Source organism: Mesorhizobium huakuii (assembly GCF_030160235.1).
Classification (GTDB): Bacteria; Pseudomonadota; Alphaproteobacteria; order Rhizobiales; family Rhizobiaceae; genus Mesorhizobium; species Mesorhizobium huakuii.
The window spans coordinates 85,885-104,770 of record NZ_BSNY01000051.1 but is presented as its reverse complement, the minus strand read 5'-3'; the positions used below and the strand labels follow the sequence as shown (position 1 = coordinate 104,770).

Genomic DNA, 18,886 nt, shown 5'->3' with positions numbered 1-18,886 from the left:
CTTCCGAGACCCAGAACATGAAACTCCGTAATATCGCGATCATCGCGCACGTCGACCATGGAAAGACCACCCTTGTCGACCAGCTTTTGAAGCAGTCCGGCTCCTTCCGCGACAATCAGCGCGTCGCCGAGCGCGCCATGGATTCCAACGACCTGGAAAAGGAGCGCGGCATCACCATCCTGGCCAAGGCGACCTCGGTCGACTGGAAGGACACCCGCATCAACATCGTCGACACCCCCGGCCACGCCGATTTCGGCGGCGAGGTGGAGCGCATCCTGTCGATGGTGGATTCGGCCATCGTGCTGGTCGACGCCGCCGAGGGCCCGATGCCGCAGACCAAATTCGTCGTCGGCAAGGCGCTCAAGGTCGGCCTGAAGCCGATCGTCGTCATCAACAAGATCGACCGTCCGGACGCTAGGCATGTCGAGGTGGTCAACGAGGTGTTCGACCTGTTCGCCGCGCTCGACGCCACCGACGAGCAGCTCGACTTCCCGATCCTCTATGGTTCGGGCCGTGACGGCTGGGTTTCGGAAAATCCGGAGGGCCCGAAGGACCAGCAGCTGGCGCCGCTGTTCGATCTCGTCATCAAGCATGTGCCGGCGCCGACCGTTCATCCCGGCCCTTTCCGCATGATCGGCACCATCCTGGAGGCCAACCCCTTCCTCGGCCGCATCATCACCGGCCGTATCGAGAGCGGCACGCTGAAGGCCAACCAGGCGGTCAAGGTGCTGCACCATGACGGCACCCAGATCGAAACCGGCCGTATCTCGAAGATTCTGGCTTTCCGCGGCCTCGAGCGTCAGCCGATCGAGGAAGCCCAGGCGGGTGATATCGTCGCCATCGCCGGCCTGTCGAAAGGCACCGTCGCCGACACGTTCTGCGACCTGGCGGTGACCGAGGCGCTGCATGCGCAGCCGATCGATCCGCCAACCGTGACCATGTCCTTCCTGGTCAATGACAGCCCGCTCGCCGGCACCGAAGGCGACAAGGTGACCAGCCGCGTCATCCGCGACCGCCTGCTGCGCGAAGCCGAAGGCAATGTCGCGCTGAAGATCGAGGAATCGCCCGACAAGGATTCCTTCTTCGTTTCCGGCCGAGGCGAATTGCAGCTCGCCGTGCTGATCGAGACGATGCGCCGCGAAGGCTTTGAAATCGCCGTGTCGCGTCCGCGCGTCGTCATGCAGAAGGGCGAGAACGGCGAATTGCTGGAGCCGGTCGAGGAAGTCGTCATCGACGTCGACGAGGAACATGCCGGCGTGGTCGTGCAGAAGATGTCGGAGCGCAAGGCCGAGATGGTCGAACTGCGCCCCTCCGGCGGCAACCGCCAGCGCATCGTCTTCCATGCGCCGACGCGCGGCCTCATCGGCTACCAGTCGGAACTTCTGACGGACACGCGCGGCACCGCCGTGATGAACCGGCTGTTCCATGCCTACGAGCCCTACAAGGGCGAACTGCCCGGCCGCACCAACGGCGTGCTGATCTCCAACGAGCAGGGCGAATCGGTGGCCTACGCCATGTGGAACCTGGAAGATCGCGGCCCGATGGTCATCGATCCGGGCGTCAAGGTCTACCAGGGCATGATCATCGGCATCCACTCCCGCGACAACGACCTCGAAGTGAACGTGCTGAAGGGCAAGAAGCTGACCAACATCCGCGCCGCCGGCAAGGATGAGGCGGTCAAGCTCACCCCGCCGATCCGCATGACGCTGGAGCGCGCTCTGGCCTGGATCCAGGACGACGAACTGGTCGAGGTGACGCCTAAGACCATCCGGCTGCGCAAGCTCTATCTCGACCCCAACGAGCGCAAGCGTTTCGAGAAGTCGTCCAAGGCGGTCGGCGCGGCGTAATTTTCTCTTCCGACGATTTTTGAGAGGGGCGGAGCACCAGGTGCTCCGCCCCTCTCTCGTTTACGCGCCGGCAGCACAGATGATGGCCTGCCGGTCGGGTTCTCCGGTGAGATCAACGTGGATCGTCGTTCTTGCGCGTGCCGGCTTGCGCAAAGCTTTGGCTCCATCCGGATCGACGACCAGCAGGCGCCGTTCCTCCAGCGCCTGGAGCCGCGAGCGCGAGATGCCGAGTTCGCTGGCGAGCAGACGATCAAGCCGGAGCGATGTCGGCATTTCGAGCCCGAGCTGGAGCTCCAGGGCCAACGCGGTTTCCCTGGCGCCGCCTAGCAACCGCTTCTGCACGGCGACATCGGGAAACTCCTCGACGCGCCCCACCTGGTTGCGCAAGGCGACGATGTCGAAGGCATGACGCCGCGCCAGTTCCGGGTCGTTGCTTTCAAGCGCCTGCAGCAGGGCCGGTTCGATGTCGCGGCGGTTGCAGCGTTCGAGAATGCCGAAATTCCAGGAATTGTCGCAGTCGACGCAGCGATAGATGAGCCACACGTCGATGCGCTTGCCATTGGCGTTGACGCGGAATTTTCCGCTGCAGCGATAGGCCTTCACGCCGCCGCAGCGATTGCAGTTGATCAACGGTTGAGGTGCAGTTTGGGGCGCGATCGCCCAGTGGATGCGTAAAGTGCCGGACATGCCGATAAGCCCTTCCCGTCGGGAAGTTCATCAGGTCGGCACGATCGAGATGCCCATACGGGCGCGGCGTGGCGGTAGGCTGCGGAGATGGTGAAGTCAGGTGTCGCTGGCGGGAAGCGCGCGACAGAGGTTCAGCAGTGCCAAACCGGTCTCGAACCGCCGCCCAGAAGAACACGTGAACATGAAACACGCACCGCGGATGCGGCGCCATGCGAGTGTGTCGGGGGAGTTGACGAGACCGGCGGTTACTGAGGCAAAGTGAAGCTCGAAAATGTTTCGCGGCGGGTCTTCTAGCCGTAGCCGACGAGGACGGCAAGGGAGGCGGAAACTTTCAACGAATGACGGCTTCCGACTTTACTCGGGGGCGATCATTTGGAGACGTCCGGTGGGAAACTAGCGTCGGTTCCAACCACTTGCGATCACCGATCTGATGACGCTGGTGCCCAGCGGAGGTACGCTCTCTATGTCTTCAATGGTTCGCAGGACCGAATAGTGATCGATCTTTTCAGCGTAGCGCCCCCGTTCAATTCCAAATCCGTAGAACACGGTGAATATATGGTTCGCTGTATGATAGTCATCCTCATCGAACGTCACTATCAAAAGGCTGCGGTTTTTCTTCGACCAAACGGCATAACTTCCAAGATGACTTTTCAACCAGGTGTCGGCTGCCTCTATCGTGCCGTCATGCATGTCATTTTTGAGATTGGGGATTACGAAGCTGACCGATGGCAGCTTCGCATAGTCGCGAGGGAACTGGGCCAGGGACCTCTCGAAACCCTTTGTATCCGCAAACGATTCCCAGGGATTGTGTTTCCGCGGCGATCCGGCTTCGACGTAGCCCGCAAACGTCTTGCCGTGAGCCCGAAGACGAGCGGCCAGGTTCGGCCCGGCCAGACTGTGCATGCCATCGTCATGGACGTCTTGTGTCAGGCCACTGAACAGCGCGAGGTAATTGGGTTGGCTGGGGTGGGCAACCCCGTAGGACCGCTCGAACAATGCGCCATCTCTTGCCAACCTGTTCAAATAGGGTGCAGTTCGCCCCGCCAGGGAAATCTGCTCAAAGGTATGGTTCTCCATGAGCACGACAACGACGTGATCATATTTCGGCGGCTTTCTCGACGATGCGACAGCCTGGGGCACTCCGCTCAGCGCCATGATGGCCACCAGGACAGCCAGCTTGGAGAACCGTCGAACGACCACGCGCCAACTTTGCACGACCACGAAAACTCCTCCTCCCGCCCGCGAGCCAAGATCAACCTGACTGCAAGTCAGGCATGGCAGTCAAGGCATGGCCAAACGCTGAGCCGGTCTGGGATCTGCCACCACCGACGTTGCAAGCGGTGATCTCGATCGGATATCGTCGGCCCTTCAACCGCTTGGAAGGCCATGCCATGCATCTTGCCTCGCTCCTGATATTCGCCGCCGCCTTGTTCGTTGCCGCAGGCTCGCCTGGCCCGTCGATCGCCGCACTGGTCGCACGCGTCATCGCGAAGGGCTTTCGCGACGTGTTCCCATTCCTGCTCGCCATGTGGATCGGCGAGGGCATCTGGCTGTCGCTGGCGGTGTTCGGTCTGGCCGTGGTGGCGCAGACCTTTCACTTCGCCTTTGTCGTGGTGAAATGGGCGGGTGTCGCCTATCTCGCCTACCTAGCCTGGAAGATGTGGACGGCGCCTGTCGATGCCCAACAGGGCGAGATGCCGCGCGAGGATTCAGCCGTGAAGCTGTTCTTCGCCGGCATGGCGGTGACGCTCGGCAACCCCAAGATCATGATGTTCTACCTGGCGCTGCTGCCGACCATCATCGACCTTGCCTCGGTCAGCGTCGTCGGCTGGGTCGAGCTGACGGCGACCATGGCGGTGGTTTTGATCGCCATCGATCTCGCCTGGGTGCTCGCCGCCGCGCAGGCGCGCAAGCTCTTGAAGAGCAAGCGCGCCATGAAGATCGCCAACCGCGTCAGCGCCACCACGATGGCCGGCGCCGCGGCGGCGATCGCGGCGCGGTCTTGAGCATGATCCTGAGCCGAGGCGTCAGGCCATCATATTGATGATCGGTGCGATCTCGACGTTGCAGTTCGGCATGGCCAGCATCGGGCAGCCCTTGGCCTTTTCGGCGGCCTCGTCGATGTCCCTGGCCTCGATGATCGAGTAGCCGCCGGTCGGGTTGCTGCCGCCGTTGTTTTCTATCTTGCCGCCAGGCAGGACGGTCTTCGACATGCCGACCGGATTGCCTGGATCGACAACGGCCGAGCCAAGCTTTCCAAACCAGCCTGTCCAGGCGTCGGTCATCGCCTTTCGCTCGGCTTCGCTCGTCGGCATCTTGCCGGAGCCGTGATAGACATAGAGAAATTTCGCCATGTTCTCCTCCCGTTGTGAGCGGCATTGAACCGGCATGCGGTCATGCCGCCTGCCGATCATCGGACCAAACCGGCAAACACGCAACGGAAATGAGAGATGACTAATACAAGGCGCGGTTGAGGCTCCCGAGCCTCACCGCGCCATGGCGTGGTATTCGTCGTTCGGCCGCATGTCGATTGCCGCGGCTACCCGGTTCGACATGTTGAAGAAGGCCGCGGTCGAGGCGATGTCCCAGATGTCGCGGTCGCCGAAGCCGGCCTTGCGCAGCGCGGCCCGGTCGGCCTCGACGATCTTGGCCGGCTGCTCGGTCAGCTTGACGGCGAATTCGAGCATCGCGGTCTGCCTCGGCGAAAGATCGGCGGCGCGGAAATTCATCACCATCATCTCGCCAAGCGCCGGGTCGCCGGACAGCTGGCGCACCGCGGCGCCATGCGCCGTCAGGCAGTAGTAGCAATGGTTGATGGAGGACACGACAACGGCAATCATCTCGCGCTCCAGCTTCGACAGGCCCGAATCGCCCAGCATCAGGTCGTTGTACATGTCAGTGAAGGCGCGCAGTTTCTTGTCGTCGAAGGCATAGGCCTTGAGCACGTTGGGAACGAGGCCGAGCTTCTCCTCGCATTTGGCGAAATAGGCCCTTGTCGGCTCGCTCAGCTCTCCCGAAGCCAGGTCAAGCGCTGAAATTTTGCCGGTCATGGGTCGTTTCTCCTCGTTGGACGACGGCTTGTCGCCGAATTCCGATAATTCTCGGCAAGCCGTCAAACCTTTGTCGCCAAACAGCGGTCATCTGCTACGATAGCCGTAAAAGCATTCGACGGGAGGGAATAGCGTCATGGCCAGTCCAAAAACCGCAAATCCGCCAAAAAAGAGCGCGGCAAAGGGAGCGGCAAAGGCGGAAGACAAGTCCGGCAAGCTCGCCGACTACCTGCTGGCCCGAGCTCCAGCCGAAGACATTGCCGCCTATGACGTCGCCGATCTCGTGCGCGCCGCCGATCTCGCCGGGCGCGCTGTCGCCAGGCACAAGAAGGGCGACTGCGTCGTTGCCATAGATGTCGATTCCGGCGTCGTCCGCCAAGGCCGCCCGGTGACGGTGATCACCGTCGTCAACGACAACATGCCGTTCCTGTTCGATTCCGTCCTCGGCGAGATCACCGACAGCGCCGGCGAGCCTTTGCTGGTCACCCATCCGGTGATCGTCGTCAAGCACGGCAAGGGCGGCGTCGAGGAAATCCTCGGTGATGGCGGTCCCGCCAAGGGTGACACCGCCCATGACCGGCTGAGCGTGATCCATGTCCATATCGGCCGCCTGCCACCCGACCAGGCCGAAGCCTTGGCCGGTCGACTGAGGAAGCTGCTCGGCCAGGTTCGCGCCGCCGTGACCGACTGGAAGCCGATGCTGGCCCGCCTCGACCAGGCGATCTCCGAATTCCGCTACTCGCCGGTGCCGCTCGACAAGACCAGCGTCACCGAGGCGATAGCCTTCCTCGAATGGCTGCGGGACGACAATTTCACCTTCCTCGGCATGCGCGAGTTCAAATACACCGGCAGCGAAAAGAGCGGCATGCTGGAGCGCGCCGACAAGCCCGGCCTCGGCATCCTGTCCGATCCCGACGTGCTGGTGCTGCGGCGCGGCACCGAAGCGGTGACGACAACGCCCGAGATTCGCGCCTTCCTGCATGGGCCGGAGCCGCTGATCGTCACCAAGGCCAATGCCAAATCTTCCGTGCACCGCCGCATCTATCTCGACTACATCGGCGTCAAGACCTACACCGCCAAGGGCGTGCTGTCGGGCGAACTGCGCATCGTCGGCCTGTTCACCTCGACCGCCTACACGCGCTCGGTGATGAAGATACCGTATCTGCGGTCCAAGGCCGAAACCATCATCGCCAAATCCGGCTTCAATCCGGGGGATCATTCCGGCAAGGCGCTGATCAACGTGCTGGAGAGCTATCCGCGCGACGAACTGTTCCAGGTCCCGGTGCCGATCTTGCGCAAGCACGCCGAGGCTATTCTGGGCCTGGTGGAGCGTCCCCGCGTCAGGGCGCTGGTGCGTGCCGACCAGTTCGACCGCTTCGTCTCGATCCTCGTCTTCGTGCCACGCGACCGTTACGACAGCGTCGTGCGCGAGAAGATCGGCGCCTATCTGAAAACGGCGTTCGAGGGGCGGCTGTCGGCCTACTACCCGGCCTTTCCGGAAGGCGGTCTGGCGCGGGTGCATTTCATCATCGGCCGATCCGGCGGCAAGACGCCGAAGATCGAACAGGCGACGATCGAGGAAGCGATCCGCGACATTGTCCGCACCTGGGACGACGCGCTTCGGGAAACAGCGGCCGAGACTGGAGCCGATCCGGCACGGACGGCGATCGCCGCGCGGTTCTCCGAAAGCTATCGCGATAGTTTCTCGCCGGCCGTGGCGCTGGCCGATGCCGAGCGCATCGCCAGGATCAGCGCCGCCAATCCGATCGCCATCGACTATTACCGCCATGGCGAGCAGAAGCCGCACCAGGCGGCGCTGAAGATCTATCACCACGGCAGCCCGGTGGCGCTGTCGCGGCGCGTGCCGGTGCTGGAAAATATCGGCTTCCGCGTCATCAGCGAGCGCACCTTCGAGGTCGGCGACGACGCGACCGGCATGACCAACGGTGGTCAGCCCGGCATGATCACCAGTGATCAGCCCGGCATGGTCTTCATCCACGACATGGAACTGGAGAACAGCTACGGCAAGCCGATCGAGCTTGGTGATCATGGGGCGCTGTTCGAGGACGCATTCCTTGCTGTCTGGCGTGGCGACGTCGACAATGACGGCTATAATGGCCTCGCCCAGACCGCCGGCCTGTGGTCCAGCGAAATCACCATCCTGCGCGCCTATGGCCGCTATCTGCAGCAGGTCGGCATTCCGCAAAGCCAGGATTTCATCGCCGCCGCCCTCAACCGCTATCCCGAGATCGCGCGCGGCCTCCACGCGCTGTTCATCGCCCGCCTCGGCCCGACGGCGGAAACCGAGGGCGTGGTGGCGGCAAAGCACCTCAAGGCCAAGATCAAGGACGCGCTGGAGGATGTGCCCAACATCGACGACGACACCATCATCCGCCGCTACCTCAATCTGATCGAGGCCTCGCTGCGCACCAATCATTTCGTTGCCGATACGAACGAGAAGGGCCAGTCGCTGGCGATCAAGCTCGAATCACAGGCGATCGAGGGACTGCCGGCGCCACGGCCATGGCGCGAGATCTTCGTCTATGGTTCCGAGGTCGAGGGCGTGCATCTGCGCTTCGGCCCGGTGGCGCGTGGCGGCCTGCGCTGGTCGGACCGCGCCCAGGACTACCGCACCGAGGTGCTCGGCCTGGTCAAGGCGCAGCAGGTCAAGAACGCCGTCATCGTGCCGGTCGGCGCCAAGGGCGGCTTCTTTCCCAAGCGCCTGCCGGCGGGCGGCAGCCGCGACGCGATCTTCGAGGCGGGCACCTCGGCCTACAAGAATTTCGTCTCGAGCCTTTTGTCGATCACCGACAATATCGGGCTGGACGGGGTCATTCCGCCGGCCGGCGTCGTCAGGCGCGACCAGGACGATCCCTATTTCGTCGTCGCCGCCGACAAGGGCACGGCGACCTTCTCCGACACCGCCAACGCCATCTCCGAGAAGCATGGCTTCTGGCTCGACGACGCCTTCGCCAGCGGCGGCTCGGCCGGCTATGACCACAAGAAGATGGGCATCACCGCCAAGGGCGCCTGGGAAGCGGTCAAGCGGCATTTCCGCGAGATCAACCGCGACATCCAGACCTCGCCCTTCAGCGTCGTCGGCGTCGGTGACATGTCGGGCGACGTGTTCGGCAACGGCATGCTTTTGTCGCCGAAGACAAGGCTGATCGCCGCCTTCGACCATCGCGACATCTTCATCGATCCCGATCCCGACATGGCGGCCTCGATGGCCGAGCGCGAGCGCATGTTCGCGCTGCCGCGTTCGAGCTGGCAAGACTATGACAAGACGAAGCTGTCGGAAGGCGGCATCATCGTTTCGCGCAGCCAGAAGGCGATCACCTTGCCGGCGGCCGCCGCGGCGGCGATCGGCCTTGCCAAGACGACCGCAACGCCGGCCGAGATCATGACCGCCATCCTCAAGGCGCCGGTCGACCTCCTGTGGTTCGGCGGCATCGGCACTTACTTGAGGGCCTCCACCGAAACCAATGCCGAGGTCGGCGACCGCGCCAATGACGCCATCCGCATCACCGCGCTCGACGTGCGCGCCAAGGTGATCGGCGAAGGCGCCAATCTTGGCGTCACGCAGCGGGCGCGCATCGAGTTCGGCATGAATGGCGGCCGCTGCAATTCCGACGCCATCGACAATTCGGGCGGCGTCAACTGCTCCGACGTCGAGGTCAACATCAAGATCGCGCTGGCGTCGGCCATGCGCAAGGGATCGCTGACGCGCCCGGCCCGCAACAAGCTGCTGGCCGAGATGACCGGCGAGGTCGGCGGGCTTGTGCTGTCCAACAACTACCAGCAGACGCTGGCGCTTTCGATCGCCCGCAAGCGCGGCCTCGCCGACATCGCGCATCAGGCCCGCTTCATGTCGGCGCTCGAGGCGCGCGGCCTGCTCGACCGTGCCGTGGAGACGCTGCCGTCGGCGGCGGCCCTCGCCGAGCGTGAGGCGCGTGGCGAGCCGCTGACCAGGGCCGAACTCGGCGTGCTGCTTGCCTATGCCAAGATCGTGCTGTTTTCCGACATCGTCGCCAGCGACGTGCCAGACGATGCGCATTTCGACCGTGACCTGATGGGCTATTTCCCGGACCGGATGGCAAAGAAATACGCCGCCGAAATCCACGGCCACAGGCTGCGCCGCGAGATCATCGCCCGCGTCGTCGCCAACGACCTGGTCAATCGCGGCGGCCCGTCCTTCGTCAACCGGCTGCAGGAAGCCACGGGGCGCACCGCCGCCGATGTGGTGCGCACCTTCGCCGTGGTGCGTGACGGCTTTGCGCTGCCGGCGCTCTATAGCGAGATCGACGCGCTCGACAACCAGGTCGACGGCCAGGTGCAGCTCGATCTCTACCAGATGGTCAGCCGGCTGATCTATGTGACCAGCGGCTGGTACCTCAAGAACGATGCCGGCACGGCGCCGCTCGGCCAGCGCATCGCCGAGTTGCAGGACGCGCGCAAGGCGCTGGAGCCGAAGCTCGCTTCACTGCTGCCGGCTTTCTCGCGCGAGCGGATCGAGGAGAAGAGGCACGGGCTGTTCAAGGCCGGCGCGCCGGAAAGGCTGGCCGAGCAGCTGGCTTTGAGCGAGATGGCGGAACTCATCCCGGACATCGCGCTGACGGCGCGCACCGCCGGCGCCGACATCGTCGCGGCCGCACGAGCGTTCTTCGCGGTCAGCGACGCTTTCCGCATCCCGCGCGTCGAGGACGCCGCGCGCTCGATCACCCCATCGGACTATTATGATCAGCTCGCTTTGTCGCGCGCCACCGACACGATTGGCGCTGCGCGGCGCGGCATCGCGGTGGCGGCACTCACCGGTCATGCCAAGGCGGCCGATCCAGTGGCCACCTGGCTGGAAGCGGGCGGCGAACGGGTGGCGCGCATCCGCGAGCGGCTACAAGCGCTGACCGAAGGCGGCGACATCACCGTGTCGCGCCTGTCCGTGGCGTCCGGGCTGATGAGCGATCTGACCGGGATGTGAGGGTTCTTGCGGAGGTTGGCGCCGCCGTCTCATCCGGCTGCCGCCACCTTCCCCCGTATGTTGACGGGAAGAAGGGAACTGGTCGCAAGGCCGGCACTCATTCTGCGGCGTCGACAATTGGCGAAAACCTTCGCGACAGCGTCTTCTCCCCGTCACTATACGGGGCGAAATGTCCGGCAGGACAATGAGGGGCGGCGCGACGCTTGTCATTTGCATGCGCATGAGAAACATGCAGACATGGCGCCCGACGCGGGTGGGGCCGAGGGAATCATCATGGCGGTAGAGACAGTGCAGCGGGCGTCCGGGCGCGGCATCTGGGGTTGGATGTTCTTCGACTGGGCGGCGCAGCCGTTCTTCACGGTCGTCACCACCTTCATCTTCGGTCCCTATTTCGTCTCGCGCATGGCTGGCGATCCCAACACCGGCCAGGCGGTCTGGGGCTACGGCATCGCCGCGGCAGGCTTGGTCATCGCCGTGCTGTCGCCGATCCTCGGTTCGATCGCCGATCAGACCGGACCGCGCAAGCCTTGGATCGCCTTCTTCGCCGCGATCAAGATCACCAGTCTCGCCTTGCTCTGGTTCGCCGCACCCGGCTCGAACCTGTTCCTGATCGTGGCGCTGTTTTCGCTGGCTTCGGTGGCGGCGGAATTCTCCACCGTTTTCAACGATTCGATGATGCCGCGGCTGGTGCCGAAGAGCGAGATCGGCCGCATCTCCAACACGGCCTGGGGTCTCGGCTATCTCGGCGGCATGATCGCGCTGATCTTCGTCGTCACCTGCCTCGCCGGCTCACCGGAGACCGGCAAGACGATCATAGGCATCGACCCGCTGTTCGGGCTCGACCCGAAGCTCGGCGAGGATGCGCGTGCCACCGGGCCGCTGTCGGCCGGCTGGTATTTCCTGTTCATCCTGCCGATGTTCTTCTTCACGCCGGACGCCATCAAGGGCATTCCGATCGGGCCGGCGGTGCGCGAGGGCCGGTCGGAACTGAAATCGACGCTGGCCGAGGTGCGCAGGCGCGGCGGCATCTTCCGCTTCCTCGTCGCCCGCATGATCTACCAGGACGGCGTCAACGCGTTGCTGGCGCTCGGCGGCACGTTCGCGGCAGGCATGTTCCAGTGGTCGATCACCGAGATCGGCATGTTCGGCATCATCCTCAATGTCGTCGCCATCTTCGGTTGCTGGATCGCGGCGCGCCTCGACACCGCGCTCGGCTCCAAGGCCGTGGTGATGATCGCGCTGGTCATGCTGTCGGTCGCCACCATCGGCGTCGTCTCGACCGGCCCAGGCTTCACGCTGCTCGGCCTGATCCAGCTGCCGACCACCGATTCTGGCGGCCTGTTCGGCACGGCGGCCGAAAAGGCCTACATCATGTATGGCCTGCTGATCGGGCTCGCCTTCGGCCCGGTGCAGGCTTCGTCGCGCTCCTACATGGCGCGCAGCGTGACAGCGGCGGAATCCGGCCGCTATTTCGGCATCTACGCGCTGGCCGGCCGGGCAACCAGCTTCCTGGCGCCGTTCCTGGTGGCGACCATCACCGCGCTCTCCGGCTCGGCGCGGCTCGGCATGGCCGTGATCATCCTGTTCCTCGGCATCGGCATGGCGATCCTGGTCAGGACGCCGTATCCGGCGGATCGGCCGGCGGAATAGCGCCACTTTCCCTTCCCCCTTGTGGGGAGGGTCGATCCGCGAAGCGGAGCGGGGTGGAGGTCAGCGCCATCACCCCACCCTGGCGCGCTCGCAAGCGAGCGCACCGACTCTCCCCATCGAGGGGAGGGTAAACGCGCTCAGTGCCGGAAATGCCGCACGCCCGTAAACACCATCGCGATGCCGTGTTCATCGGCGGCGGCGATGACGTCCTTGTCGTTCATCGAGCCGCCCGGCTGGATGACGGCGGTGGCGCCGGCGGCGACCGCGGCAAGCAGACCGTCGGCGAAGGGGAAGAAGGCATCGGAGGCGACGACCGAGCCCTTGGTCAATGGCTCAGCCATGCCCGCAGCCTCGGCCGCGTCGAGCGCCTTGCGGGCGGCGATGCGGGAGGAATCGACGCGGCTCATCTGACCGGCGCCGATGCCGACGGTGGCGCCGTCCTTCGCATAGACGATGGCGTTCGACTTGACGTGCTTGGCGACGCGGAAGGCGAATTTGAGATCGGCCATCTCCGCCGGCGTTGGCGCGCGCTTGGTCACCACTTTCAGTTCGAGATCGTCGACCACGGCGTTGTCACGGCCCTGGACAAGCAGGCCGCCGGCAACGGACTTGACCGTCGTGCCGGGCGAGCGCGGGTCGGGCAAGCCGCCGGTGACCAGCAGGCGCAGGTTCTTCTTCGCGGCAACGATCGCCGCGGCCTCGTCCGTCGCATCGGGGGCGATGATCACCTCGGTGAAGGTCTTCACGATGTCCTCCGCCGCTTCGGCATCGAGGGTGCGATTCAGAGCGACGATGCCGCCGAAAGCCGAGACCGGGTCGCAGGCGAGCGCCTTGGCATAGGCTGATTTCAGCGAGGTGCCCTCGGCGACGCCGCACGGGTTGGCGTGCTTGATGATCGCCACGGCGGCGGAGCGGGCCGGATCGAATTCGCCGGCCAGTTCGAAGGCGGCGTCGGTATCGTTGATGTTGTTGTAGGAGAGCTGCTTGCCCTGCAACTGCCGCGCCGTGGCGACACCGGGGCGCTTGTCGCCATTGACGTAGAAGCCGGCGCTCTGGTGCGGGTTTTCACCGTAGCGCATCACTTCGGTCAGCCTGCCGCCAAAGGCGCGCCAGGTCGGATGCTCGATCTCCAGCGCCTCGGCGAACCAGTTGGAAATCGCCGCGTCGTAGCTGGCGGTGCGGGCAAAGGCCTTGGCCGCCAGCTTCTTGCGGAAATCCAGCGACAGCGAGCCGATGTTCATTTCCAGCGCGTTCAGCACCGAGGCATAGTCGCCCGGATCGGTGACGATGGCGACATAGGCGTGGTTTTTGGCCGAGGCGCGGATCATCGCCGGGCCGCCTATGTCGATGTTCTCGACGATGGCGGCATAGTCGGCGCCGGAGCGGCGGACTTCCTCGAACGGATAGAGATTGGAGACGAGGAGATCGATCGGCTCGATGCCGTATTTGCGCATCGCCGCCGCATGCTCGGGGTCGTCGCGCACGCCAAGCAGCGCGCCATGCACGGAAGGATGCAGCGTCTTGACGCGGCCGTCCATGATCTCGGGGAAGCCGGTGAGTTCGGAGACGTCGCGCACCGCCAGGCCGGCCTCGGCGATCGCCTTGGCGGTGCCGCCGGTCGAGACCAGTTCGACACCGGCCGCGGCCAATGCCCTGGCGAAGTCGATGAGGCCGGTCTTGTCGAACACCGAAAGCAAGGCACGGCGTACGGGAACGAGGTCCGGGGCGGGAATGTTCTTGGCGGCGACGGCCATGGGCTGGCGGCCTTTCACGGCTGGAGGGGCAAGCCCGCGCCGTAGCACATGACATCAGGAAATCAAGCGCCGTGCACCATTCGACTGTTTGATATGCAATTTGCCGGCCTGGGGTATAGGCTGATCGCCTCGCGATGGAGGAACATTGATGGCATTTGTCCGTATTGGCCAGTTCAGGGCGTTGCCGGATACGACGGAGCGGTTGCGGGCGATCTACGAAACCGAAGCGATCCCCGCTATCCGCGCCGCAAACGGCAACATCAGCGCAGTGCTCTTGCAGCAGCATCAGGCGCGCGACACGTTCATGGCGATCACTGTCTGGAGCACGGTCGAGGACGCGGAGCGCTACGACCGCAGCGGTCAGGCGGCGGCGATGGTCGACAAGATCCGTTTCGCCTTCGCCGGTCCGCCGATGCTCAGCACTTATGACGCCTTCGGTATCGCACAGCAGGCTTGAGCGGGCCGCCCGCCTTCGCGCGGCAAATCAGTTGTTTTCCGGGTAGCCGGCAATGCTGGTGCGCGTCAGCTGCCAGTGGACCTCGGATACGTCGGACGCCTTGAAGGCAAGCACGATCTGCCGGCTGCGGCGCGGGCCGCCAAGACCGGCGAAATAGATCGATTCCTCGACCTCCGGCACCACTTCGCTTGAGGTGAACACCCAGCTGTCGGCCTGGTCGGCGGTCAGCACCAGGCGGTCGTGCTCATCCTGCAGCAGGCTGATGTCGGGATGGACGTGGAAGCGCACGGTGATGAAGTCCCGACCATTGTTGCGGATCGCGGCATTGCCCGGCCGCAGGAACCGGTCCCTGCCGGCCAGCACATTGCCGTTCGACGACAGCTTAAGCTCGCGCTCGTGCAGGAAGCCGAAGCGCGGGACATAGCCGTCATGGCGGGCGATGAAGCCCTGGACGCCCTTCTGGTCGATGCGCTTGCACTGCACATGCTGCGGACCGCCGATCAGCGGCGAACCCAGCAGGTCGTTGACGCGCAGCGAATGGCTGAAGCGCGCCGACGAGGTGTCGTTGATGGTGGCGGTCGAGTGCGCGGCGGTGGCGCGCGCCAGCGGCCGGAACTCGGCGGCGCCATAGGTGTCGATGCCGGCATTGACGATGTAGTGCTGGCGGCCGGACGACAGTTCGAAGGCGAGGCAACCGGCGTGCGCCGCGTTGGAAACATCGACCGGCGGCGGCAGGCCGGTGTCGGCGATGACGGTGACGCCACCCATCGACAGCCGCTCATAGCCCGAATGCGGCGCGTGCAGCAGCGGCGCGCCGGCGGTGTCGTCATGCCGCAATATGGTGGCGATGCGGTCATGAATGGTGGCGCCCATGCCGTTGAAGCGGGCGAGGCTGCCATCCTGGTGGCGGAAGAAGCGCAGCGCCGGCAGCATGCGGTCGATGGCGCCGATCAGCGCCTGCGGCGGGGTTTCCGCCTGGTTGGCATAGGTCTGGCGCAGCGGCAGAAGGTCGGCGAGGATTTCGAGCACCGACATTGGATTGCGTGAGATATGGCCGCCATCGGCGAGGATCTGGCGGTTGAGTTCCTCGGCGAGGTTGCGGGTGGCGCCGCGCAGCGCCGATGCCGGCGCCGGCAGGGAAAGGGCGGCGAAGGCAAGTGCTATGCGGGCGCGCAGCCGGTCCTTGCCGTCGGGCATTTCACGTGCCATCGACCTGAGGTAGCGGATCTGGACGGCCAGCGATTTCAGGAAGGCGCGGTAGAAGGGGAATTCGGCGCCCTGCAGCACGACGGAGGAATGCTGCAGCCAGGCAATGATGCGCTTTGCCGTCGTGCCGGGCTCCCAGGCGATGCCGGCGATGTTGTTTCCGTGCATGGCGATCCAGTCGGACACCAGGGCCCGCGCATTGGCGGCGGCAAGTTCGGTGCCGGCGGCGCGCATGTGGCGCAGCCAGCGAAAGCCATGCAGCGTCTTTTGCCAGCCATGATTGGGCACGTTGATCTGGAATGGCGACTTGCCGCCGGTCTCGACGAGGTGCCCCGACAGCGGATACCGGCCGTAATAGATCTCGAGCGCGATCTGCGGGTCGGCCAGCCGCAGATCCGGCGGCGCGATCAGCACGCGTTCGGGCGTGCGGCCGGAATAGCGCCAGCGATAGACCGGTCCGGCGCGCAAGCGCCGGCGCGTCTTGCGCCAGAACTCCTTCGCGACAAGCGTCCACAGACGCGTCGTGTTGCTGGCAGCCAGTGCCAAAAGCCCTCCTGATCCGTCCTCTATCCCAGCGCAAGCTTATATGATTCAAGAACTTATGCGAAGGCGGATTTCTTTAAACCGACCCACCTCACCCGGCCGTGGCCGGGATCGTCCCTAAAAAAGTCGCGTCTGCCGCGACTTATGGCCTCTTGTCGCTGCGGCGAAACTCGCAGGGCGGCAGTTCCGCGGCCGCGAAAGATTGCTCTAAAGAGCGCGGCGCATGCGCGCGGCGAAGAAGCCGTCCAGGCCCGAGCGCTCCGGCGCGCCGAGATGGAGATCGGCGGGCGTGGTACGCAGCGTACCTTGCGGCGTCAGGAACGAATCGATGCCGACGACCTCGCCTTGCCGCAGCGGATCGTCGACGACCGCGGCTGTGTCCTTGAGAAAGGCACGATGCAGGTCTTCGCCTTCGAGCGGGTCGAGCGAACAGTTGGAAAAGACGATCCGGCCACCAGGCCTGACCAGCGTGACGGCGCGTGCGAGCAACCGCCTCTGCAGGTCGGCGAGCTTTTCGACATCGGCCGCCGTCTTGGTCCATGGCACGTCGGGATGCCGGCGCACCGTGCCGGTCGACGAGCAGGGCGCGTCGAGCAGCACCGCATCGAACAGCTCCGTGGGCTCGTATTTGAGCAAGTCGGCCTGGACGATCTCGGCTGAGAGGCCGAGGCGGTCGAGGTTCTGCGTCAGCCGCGCCAACCGGTTCTTCGATGTGTCGACCGCGGTGACCCTGGCGCCGGCCAGGATCAGCTGGGCGGTCTTGCCGCCGGGCGCGGCGCAGAGATCGGCGACGCGCAATCCGCTGACATCGCCAAACAGCCGCGCCGGCAGGCTGGCCGCGGCATCCTGGACCCACCAGGCGCCTTCCGCGAAGCCGGGCAGTTCGGTGACGGCCCCGGCAAGGTTTTCCACGCGCACCGTGCCGGTGGGCAGCACGATGCCGCCGAGCTTTTCGGCCCAGAGTTCGGGATCGGCCTTGACCGAGAAGTCGACGGGGGCCTCGTAACGGTGCGCGGCGAGAATGAGCTTCGCTTTATCGGCGCCATAAGCGGTCTTCAGACGATCGGAAAACCATTTTGGCGCTTCGTCGGTGACGGCAAGGGCGGCGGGCAGTTCCGTCTCCTTGGCCCGGGCCAGCGTGCGCAGCACACCGTTGACGAGGCCGGAAAAACGCTGGGTGCGCGGATCGGACTTGGCGTGGGTGACCGCGAGGTCGACGGCGGCGCTGTCGGGAATGTCGAGGAACAGGATCTGCGCGGCCGCCACATGCAAGATGTGCGACAACGCCGTGGCGTTGGGCGGCAGCGGCTTCTCCAGGCGCCGCGCCAGCAGCCCCGTGATGGTCATGCGGAAGCGCAGCGCGGTGACCAGAATGGCCCGCACCAGGCCACGGTCGCGCAAATCGAGCGCCTTGTATTGCGGATGGCCGTTTTCGTGGTCGGTCAAGCCATCCAAGGGCGTTTTTGCGTCGATGACGGCCGCAAGCAGCCGCGCCGCCGCCTTGCGAGCGGCGAGACCGGCGACGAATTCGCCGCCGTCTCTATGGTCCTGATCGCCTGAAGCCGCGCGTCGAGGTCCCGCCACGCTCACGACCATCGGCCTTTGGGCCCGGTCGGATTGCGTCCCCATGGATTGGGTTTAGGCGCTGCCGGTTCCGCCGGCTGTTCTGCCTGAGGGGCCTGGCCCCACGGGCCGGACGGCTGTTGTTCCCCGGCCTGCCGAGGCGCGGGTGTCGGGCGCGGAGCGGCCTGGGTGGTGCCGCCTGCCATCTGCCGTGCCATTTCCTGCAGCGCGGCGATGCGGTTTTCAGTGCTCGGGTGGGTGGAGAACAGATTGTCCATGCGCTCGCCGTGCAGGGGATTGATGATGAAGAGATGCGCCATCGCCGGATTGCGCTCCGCATCGAGGTTGGGAATGCGTTCGGCGCCACGGGCGATCTTGTCAAGCGCCGATGCCAGCCACAGCGGGTGTCCACAGATTTCGGCGCCGCGCCGGTCGGCCGCGTATTCGCGGGTGCGGCTGACCGCCATCTGCACGATCATCGCGGCAAAGGGCGCCACGATCATCGCCGCCAGCACGCCGACAAAACCGAACGGATTGTTGTTGTCGCGGTTGCCGCCGAGGAAGAAGGCGAAATTGCCGAGCATCGAGATGGCGCCGGCAAAGGTGGCGACGATGGTCATGGTCAGCGTGTCGCGATGCTGGACGTGGGCGAGCTCGTGCGCCATCACGGCCGCGACCTCTTCATGGGTCAGCCGCTGCAGCAGGCCGGTGGAGGCGGCTACCGCCGCGTTCTGCGGATTGCGGCCGGTGGCGAAGGCATTGGGCTGCGGGTTGTCGATCAGGTAGGTCCTGGGCATCGGCAGCCCGGCCTGCTTGGCCAGCGCCTGGACGATGGCGTAATATTCCGGGGCGTTCTTCTCGTCGACCTCGACGGCGCGGTTCATCGACAGCACCATCTTGTCGGCGTTCCAGTAGCTGAAGAGATTGGTGCCGGCGGCGATCACCAGCGCTATCATCATGCCGCCCGAACCGCCGATCAGGAAGCCGACGCCCATGAACAGCGCCGTCATCGCGGCAAGAAGCACGGCGGTGCGAAGGGTGTTCATCGTCTGCTCCTGTCCAAATGATGGTGAAAAGGGGTCGATCGTCTTGGGTTCATGGCTATATGATGGGAAACACCCGCCGCTGTTTCAATCCGCGTGGAATATCGC

The 18,886-nt window shown here is 64.9% G+C and carries 13 protein-coding genes; 5 read left to right on the top strand and 8 right to left on the bottom strand.

Features of this window, described 5'->3' with window-relative positions; genetic code table 11:
- Window positions 1–17 precede the first annotated feature (17 nt).
- Entirely contained in the window at window positions 18–1,847 is a 1,830-nt protein-coding gene (gene typA / locus QQK95_RS26110) for a translational GTPase TypA (protein ID WP_199646620.1), read from the top strand.
- A 60-nt stretch (window positions 1,848–1,907) separates the two neighbouring features.
- Here the strand turns inward: typA and QQK95_RS26105 are convergent, their stop codons facing one another.
- Together QQK95_RS26105 and QQK95_RS26100 are read right to left on the bottom strand one after the other, a co-directional pair.
- Complete coding sequence (locus QQK95_RS26105) at window positions 1,908–2,534, bottom strand: DUF1062 domain-containing protein (protein WP_284277272.1); 627 nt, start codon at window positions 2,532–2,534, stop codon at window positions 1,908–1,910.
- 393 nt (window positions 2,535–2,927) lie between these two features.
- Window positions 2,928–3,755, bottom strand: coding sequence for an alkaline phosphatase family protein (locus tag QQK95_RS26100; RefSeq protein WP_284277271.1), 828 nt, complete (start codon window positions 3,753–3,755; stop codon window positions 2,928–2,930).
- A gap of 170 nt (window positions 3,756–3,925) precedes the next feature.
- Here QQK95_RS26100 and QQK95_RS26095 point away from each other — a divergent pair, with 170 nt between their 5' ends.
- Window positions 3,926–4,540 carry a LysE family translocator gene (locus QQK95_RS26095; RefSeq protein WP_284277270.1) on the top strand — a complete coding sequence of 205 codons (615 nt, stop codon included), beginning with the start codon at window positions 3,926–3,928 and terminating at the stop codon, window positions 4,538–4,540.
- A 21-nt stretch (window positions 4,541–4,561) separates the two neighbouring features.
- Here the strand turns inward: QQK95_RS26095 and QQK95_RS26090 are convergent, their stop codons facing one another.
- Window positions 4,562–4,948: a YciI family protein gene (locus QQK95_RS26090; protein WP_284277269.1), complete on the bottom strand. Its 387-nt coding sequence runs from the start codon at window positions 4,946–4,948 to the stop codon at window positions 4,562–4,564.
- Between the two features lie 72 nt (window positions 4,949–5,020).
- Window positions 5,021–5,584 (bottom strand): peroxidase-related enzyme, encoded by a 564-nt coding sequence (locus QQK95_RS26085; RefSeq protein WP_284277268.1) that lies wholly within the window; start codon window positions 5,582–5,584, stop codon window positions 5,021–5,023.
- A 136-nt stretch (window positions 5,585–5,720) separates the two neighbouring features.
- On the opposite strand from QQK95_RS26085, the gene QQK95_RS26080 reads away from it, so the two are divergent.
- Window positions 5,721–10,562, top strand: a complete 4,842-nt coding sequence (locus tag QQK95_RS26080) for an NAD-glutamate dehydrogenase (RefSeq protein WP_284277267.1) — start codon at window positions 5,721–5,723, stop codon at window positions 10,560–10,562.
- Between the two features lie 273 nt (window positions 10,563–10,835).
- Window positions 10,836–12,212: an MFS transporter gene (locus QQK95_RS26075; protein WP_284277266.1), complete on the top strand. Its 1,377-nt coding sequence runs from the start codon at window positions 10,836–10,838 to the stop codon at window positions 12,210–12,212.
- 137 nt (window positions 12,213–12,349) lie between these two features.
- Here the strand turns inward: QQK95_RS26075 and purH are convergent, their stop codons facing one another.
- Window positions 12,350–13,966 carry a bifunctional phosphoribosylaminoimidazolecarboxamide formyltransferase/IMP cyclohydrolase gene (gene purH, locus QQK95_RS26070; protein ID WP_284277265.1) on the bottom strand — a complete coding sequence of 539 codons (1,617 nt, stop codon included), beginning with the start codon at window positions 13,964–13,966 and terminating at the stop codon, window positions 12,350–12,352.
- A gap of 148 nt (window positions 13,967–14,114) precedes the next feature.
- Between purH and QQK95_RS26065 the strand changes: the two genes are divergently transcribed.
- Complete coding sequence (locus QQK95_RS26065; protein WP_284277264.1) at window positions 14,115–14,423, top strand: putative quinol monooxygenase; 309 nt, start codon at window positions 14,115–14,117, stop codon at window positions 14,421–14,423.
- A gap of 27 nt (window positions 14,424–14,450) precedes the next feature.
- Here QQK95_RS26065 and QQK95_RS26060 read toward each other — a convergent pair whose 3' ends face one another.
- The 3 genes from QQK95_RS26060 to htpX form a co-directional block, all read right to left on the bottom strand.
- Window positions 14,451–16,175, bottom strand: a complete 1,725-nt coding sequence (locus QQK95_RS26060) for a heparinase II/III family protein (protein WP_284277263.1) — start codon at window positions 16,173–16,175, stop codon at window positions 14,451–14,453.
- Window positions 16,176–16,379: 204 nt separating this feature from the next.
- Window positions 16,380–17,768, bottom strand: a complete 1,389-nt coding sequence (locus QQK95_RS26055) for an RsmB/NOP family class I SAM-dependent RNA methyltransferase (RefSeq protein ID WP_284277262.1) — start codon at window positions 17,766–17,768, stop codon at window positions 16,380–16,382.
- Window positions 17,759–18,781 (bottom strand): zinc metalloprotease HtpX, encoded by a 1,023-nt coding sequence (htpX, locus tag QQK95_RS26050; RefSeq protein ID WP_284277261.1) that lies wholly within the window; start codon window positions 18,779–18,781, stop codon window positions 17,759–17,761. Before htpX ends, QQK95_RS26055 begins: the two co-directional genes overlap by 10 nt.
- Between the last annotated feature and the right edge of the window lie 105 nt (window positions 18,782–18,886).

Bases quoted from the DNA above. Each gene is read 5' to 3' on its own strand.
- typA (WP_199646620.1), top strand. From the start codon at position 18: ATGAAACTCCGTAATATCGCGATCATCGCGCACGTCGACCATGGAAAG.
- QQK95_RS26105 (WP_284277272.1), bottom strand. From the start codon at position 2,534: ATGTCCGGCACTTTACGCATCCACTGGGCGATCGCGCCCCAAACTGCA.
- QQK95_RS26095 (WP_284277270.1), top strand. From the start codon at position 3,926: ATGCATCTTGCCTCGCTCCTGATATTCGCCGCCGCCTTGTTCGTTGCC.
- QQK95_RS26090 (WP_284277269.1), bottom strand. From the start codon at position 4,948: ATGATCGGCAGGCGGCATGACCGCATGCCGGTTCAATGCCGCTCACAA.
- QQK95_RS26085 (WP_284277268.1), bottom strand. From the start codon at position 5,584: ATGACCGGCAAAATTTCAGCGCTTGACCTGGCTTCGGGAGAGCTGAGC.
- QQK95_RS26080 (WP_284277267.1), top strand. From the start codon at position 5,721: ATGGCCAGTCCAAAAACCGCAAATCCGCCAAAAAAGAGCGCGGCAAAG.
- QQK95_RS26075 (WP_284277266.1), top strand. From the start codon at position 10,836: ATGGCGGTAGAGACAGTGCAGCGGGCGTCCGGGCGCGGCATCTGGGGT.
- purH (WP_284277265.1), bottom strand. From the start codon at position 13,966: ATGGCCGTCGCCGCCAAGAACATTCCCGCCCCGGACCTCGTTCCCGTA.
- QQK95_RS26065 (WP_284277264.1), top strand. From the start codon at position 14,115: ATGGCATTTGTCCGTATTGGCCAGTTCAGGGCGTTGCCGGATACGACG.
- QQK95_RS26055 (WP_284277262.1), bottom strand. From the start codon at position 17,768: ATGGTCGTGAGCGTGGCGGGACCTCGACGCGCGGCTTCAGGCGATCAG.
- htpX (WP_284277261.1), bottom strand. From the start codon at position 18,781: ATGAACACCCTTCGCACCGCCGTGCTTCTTGCCGCGATGACGGCGCTG.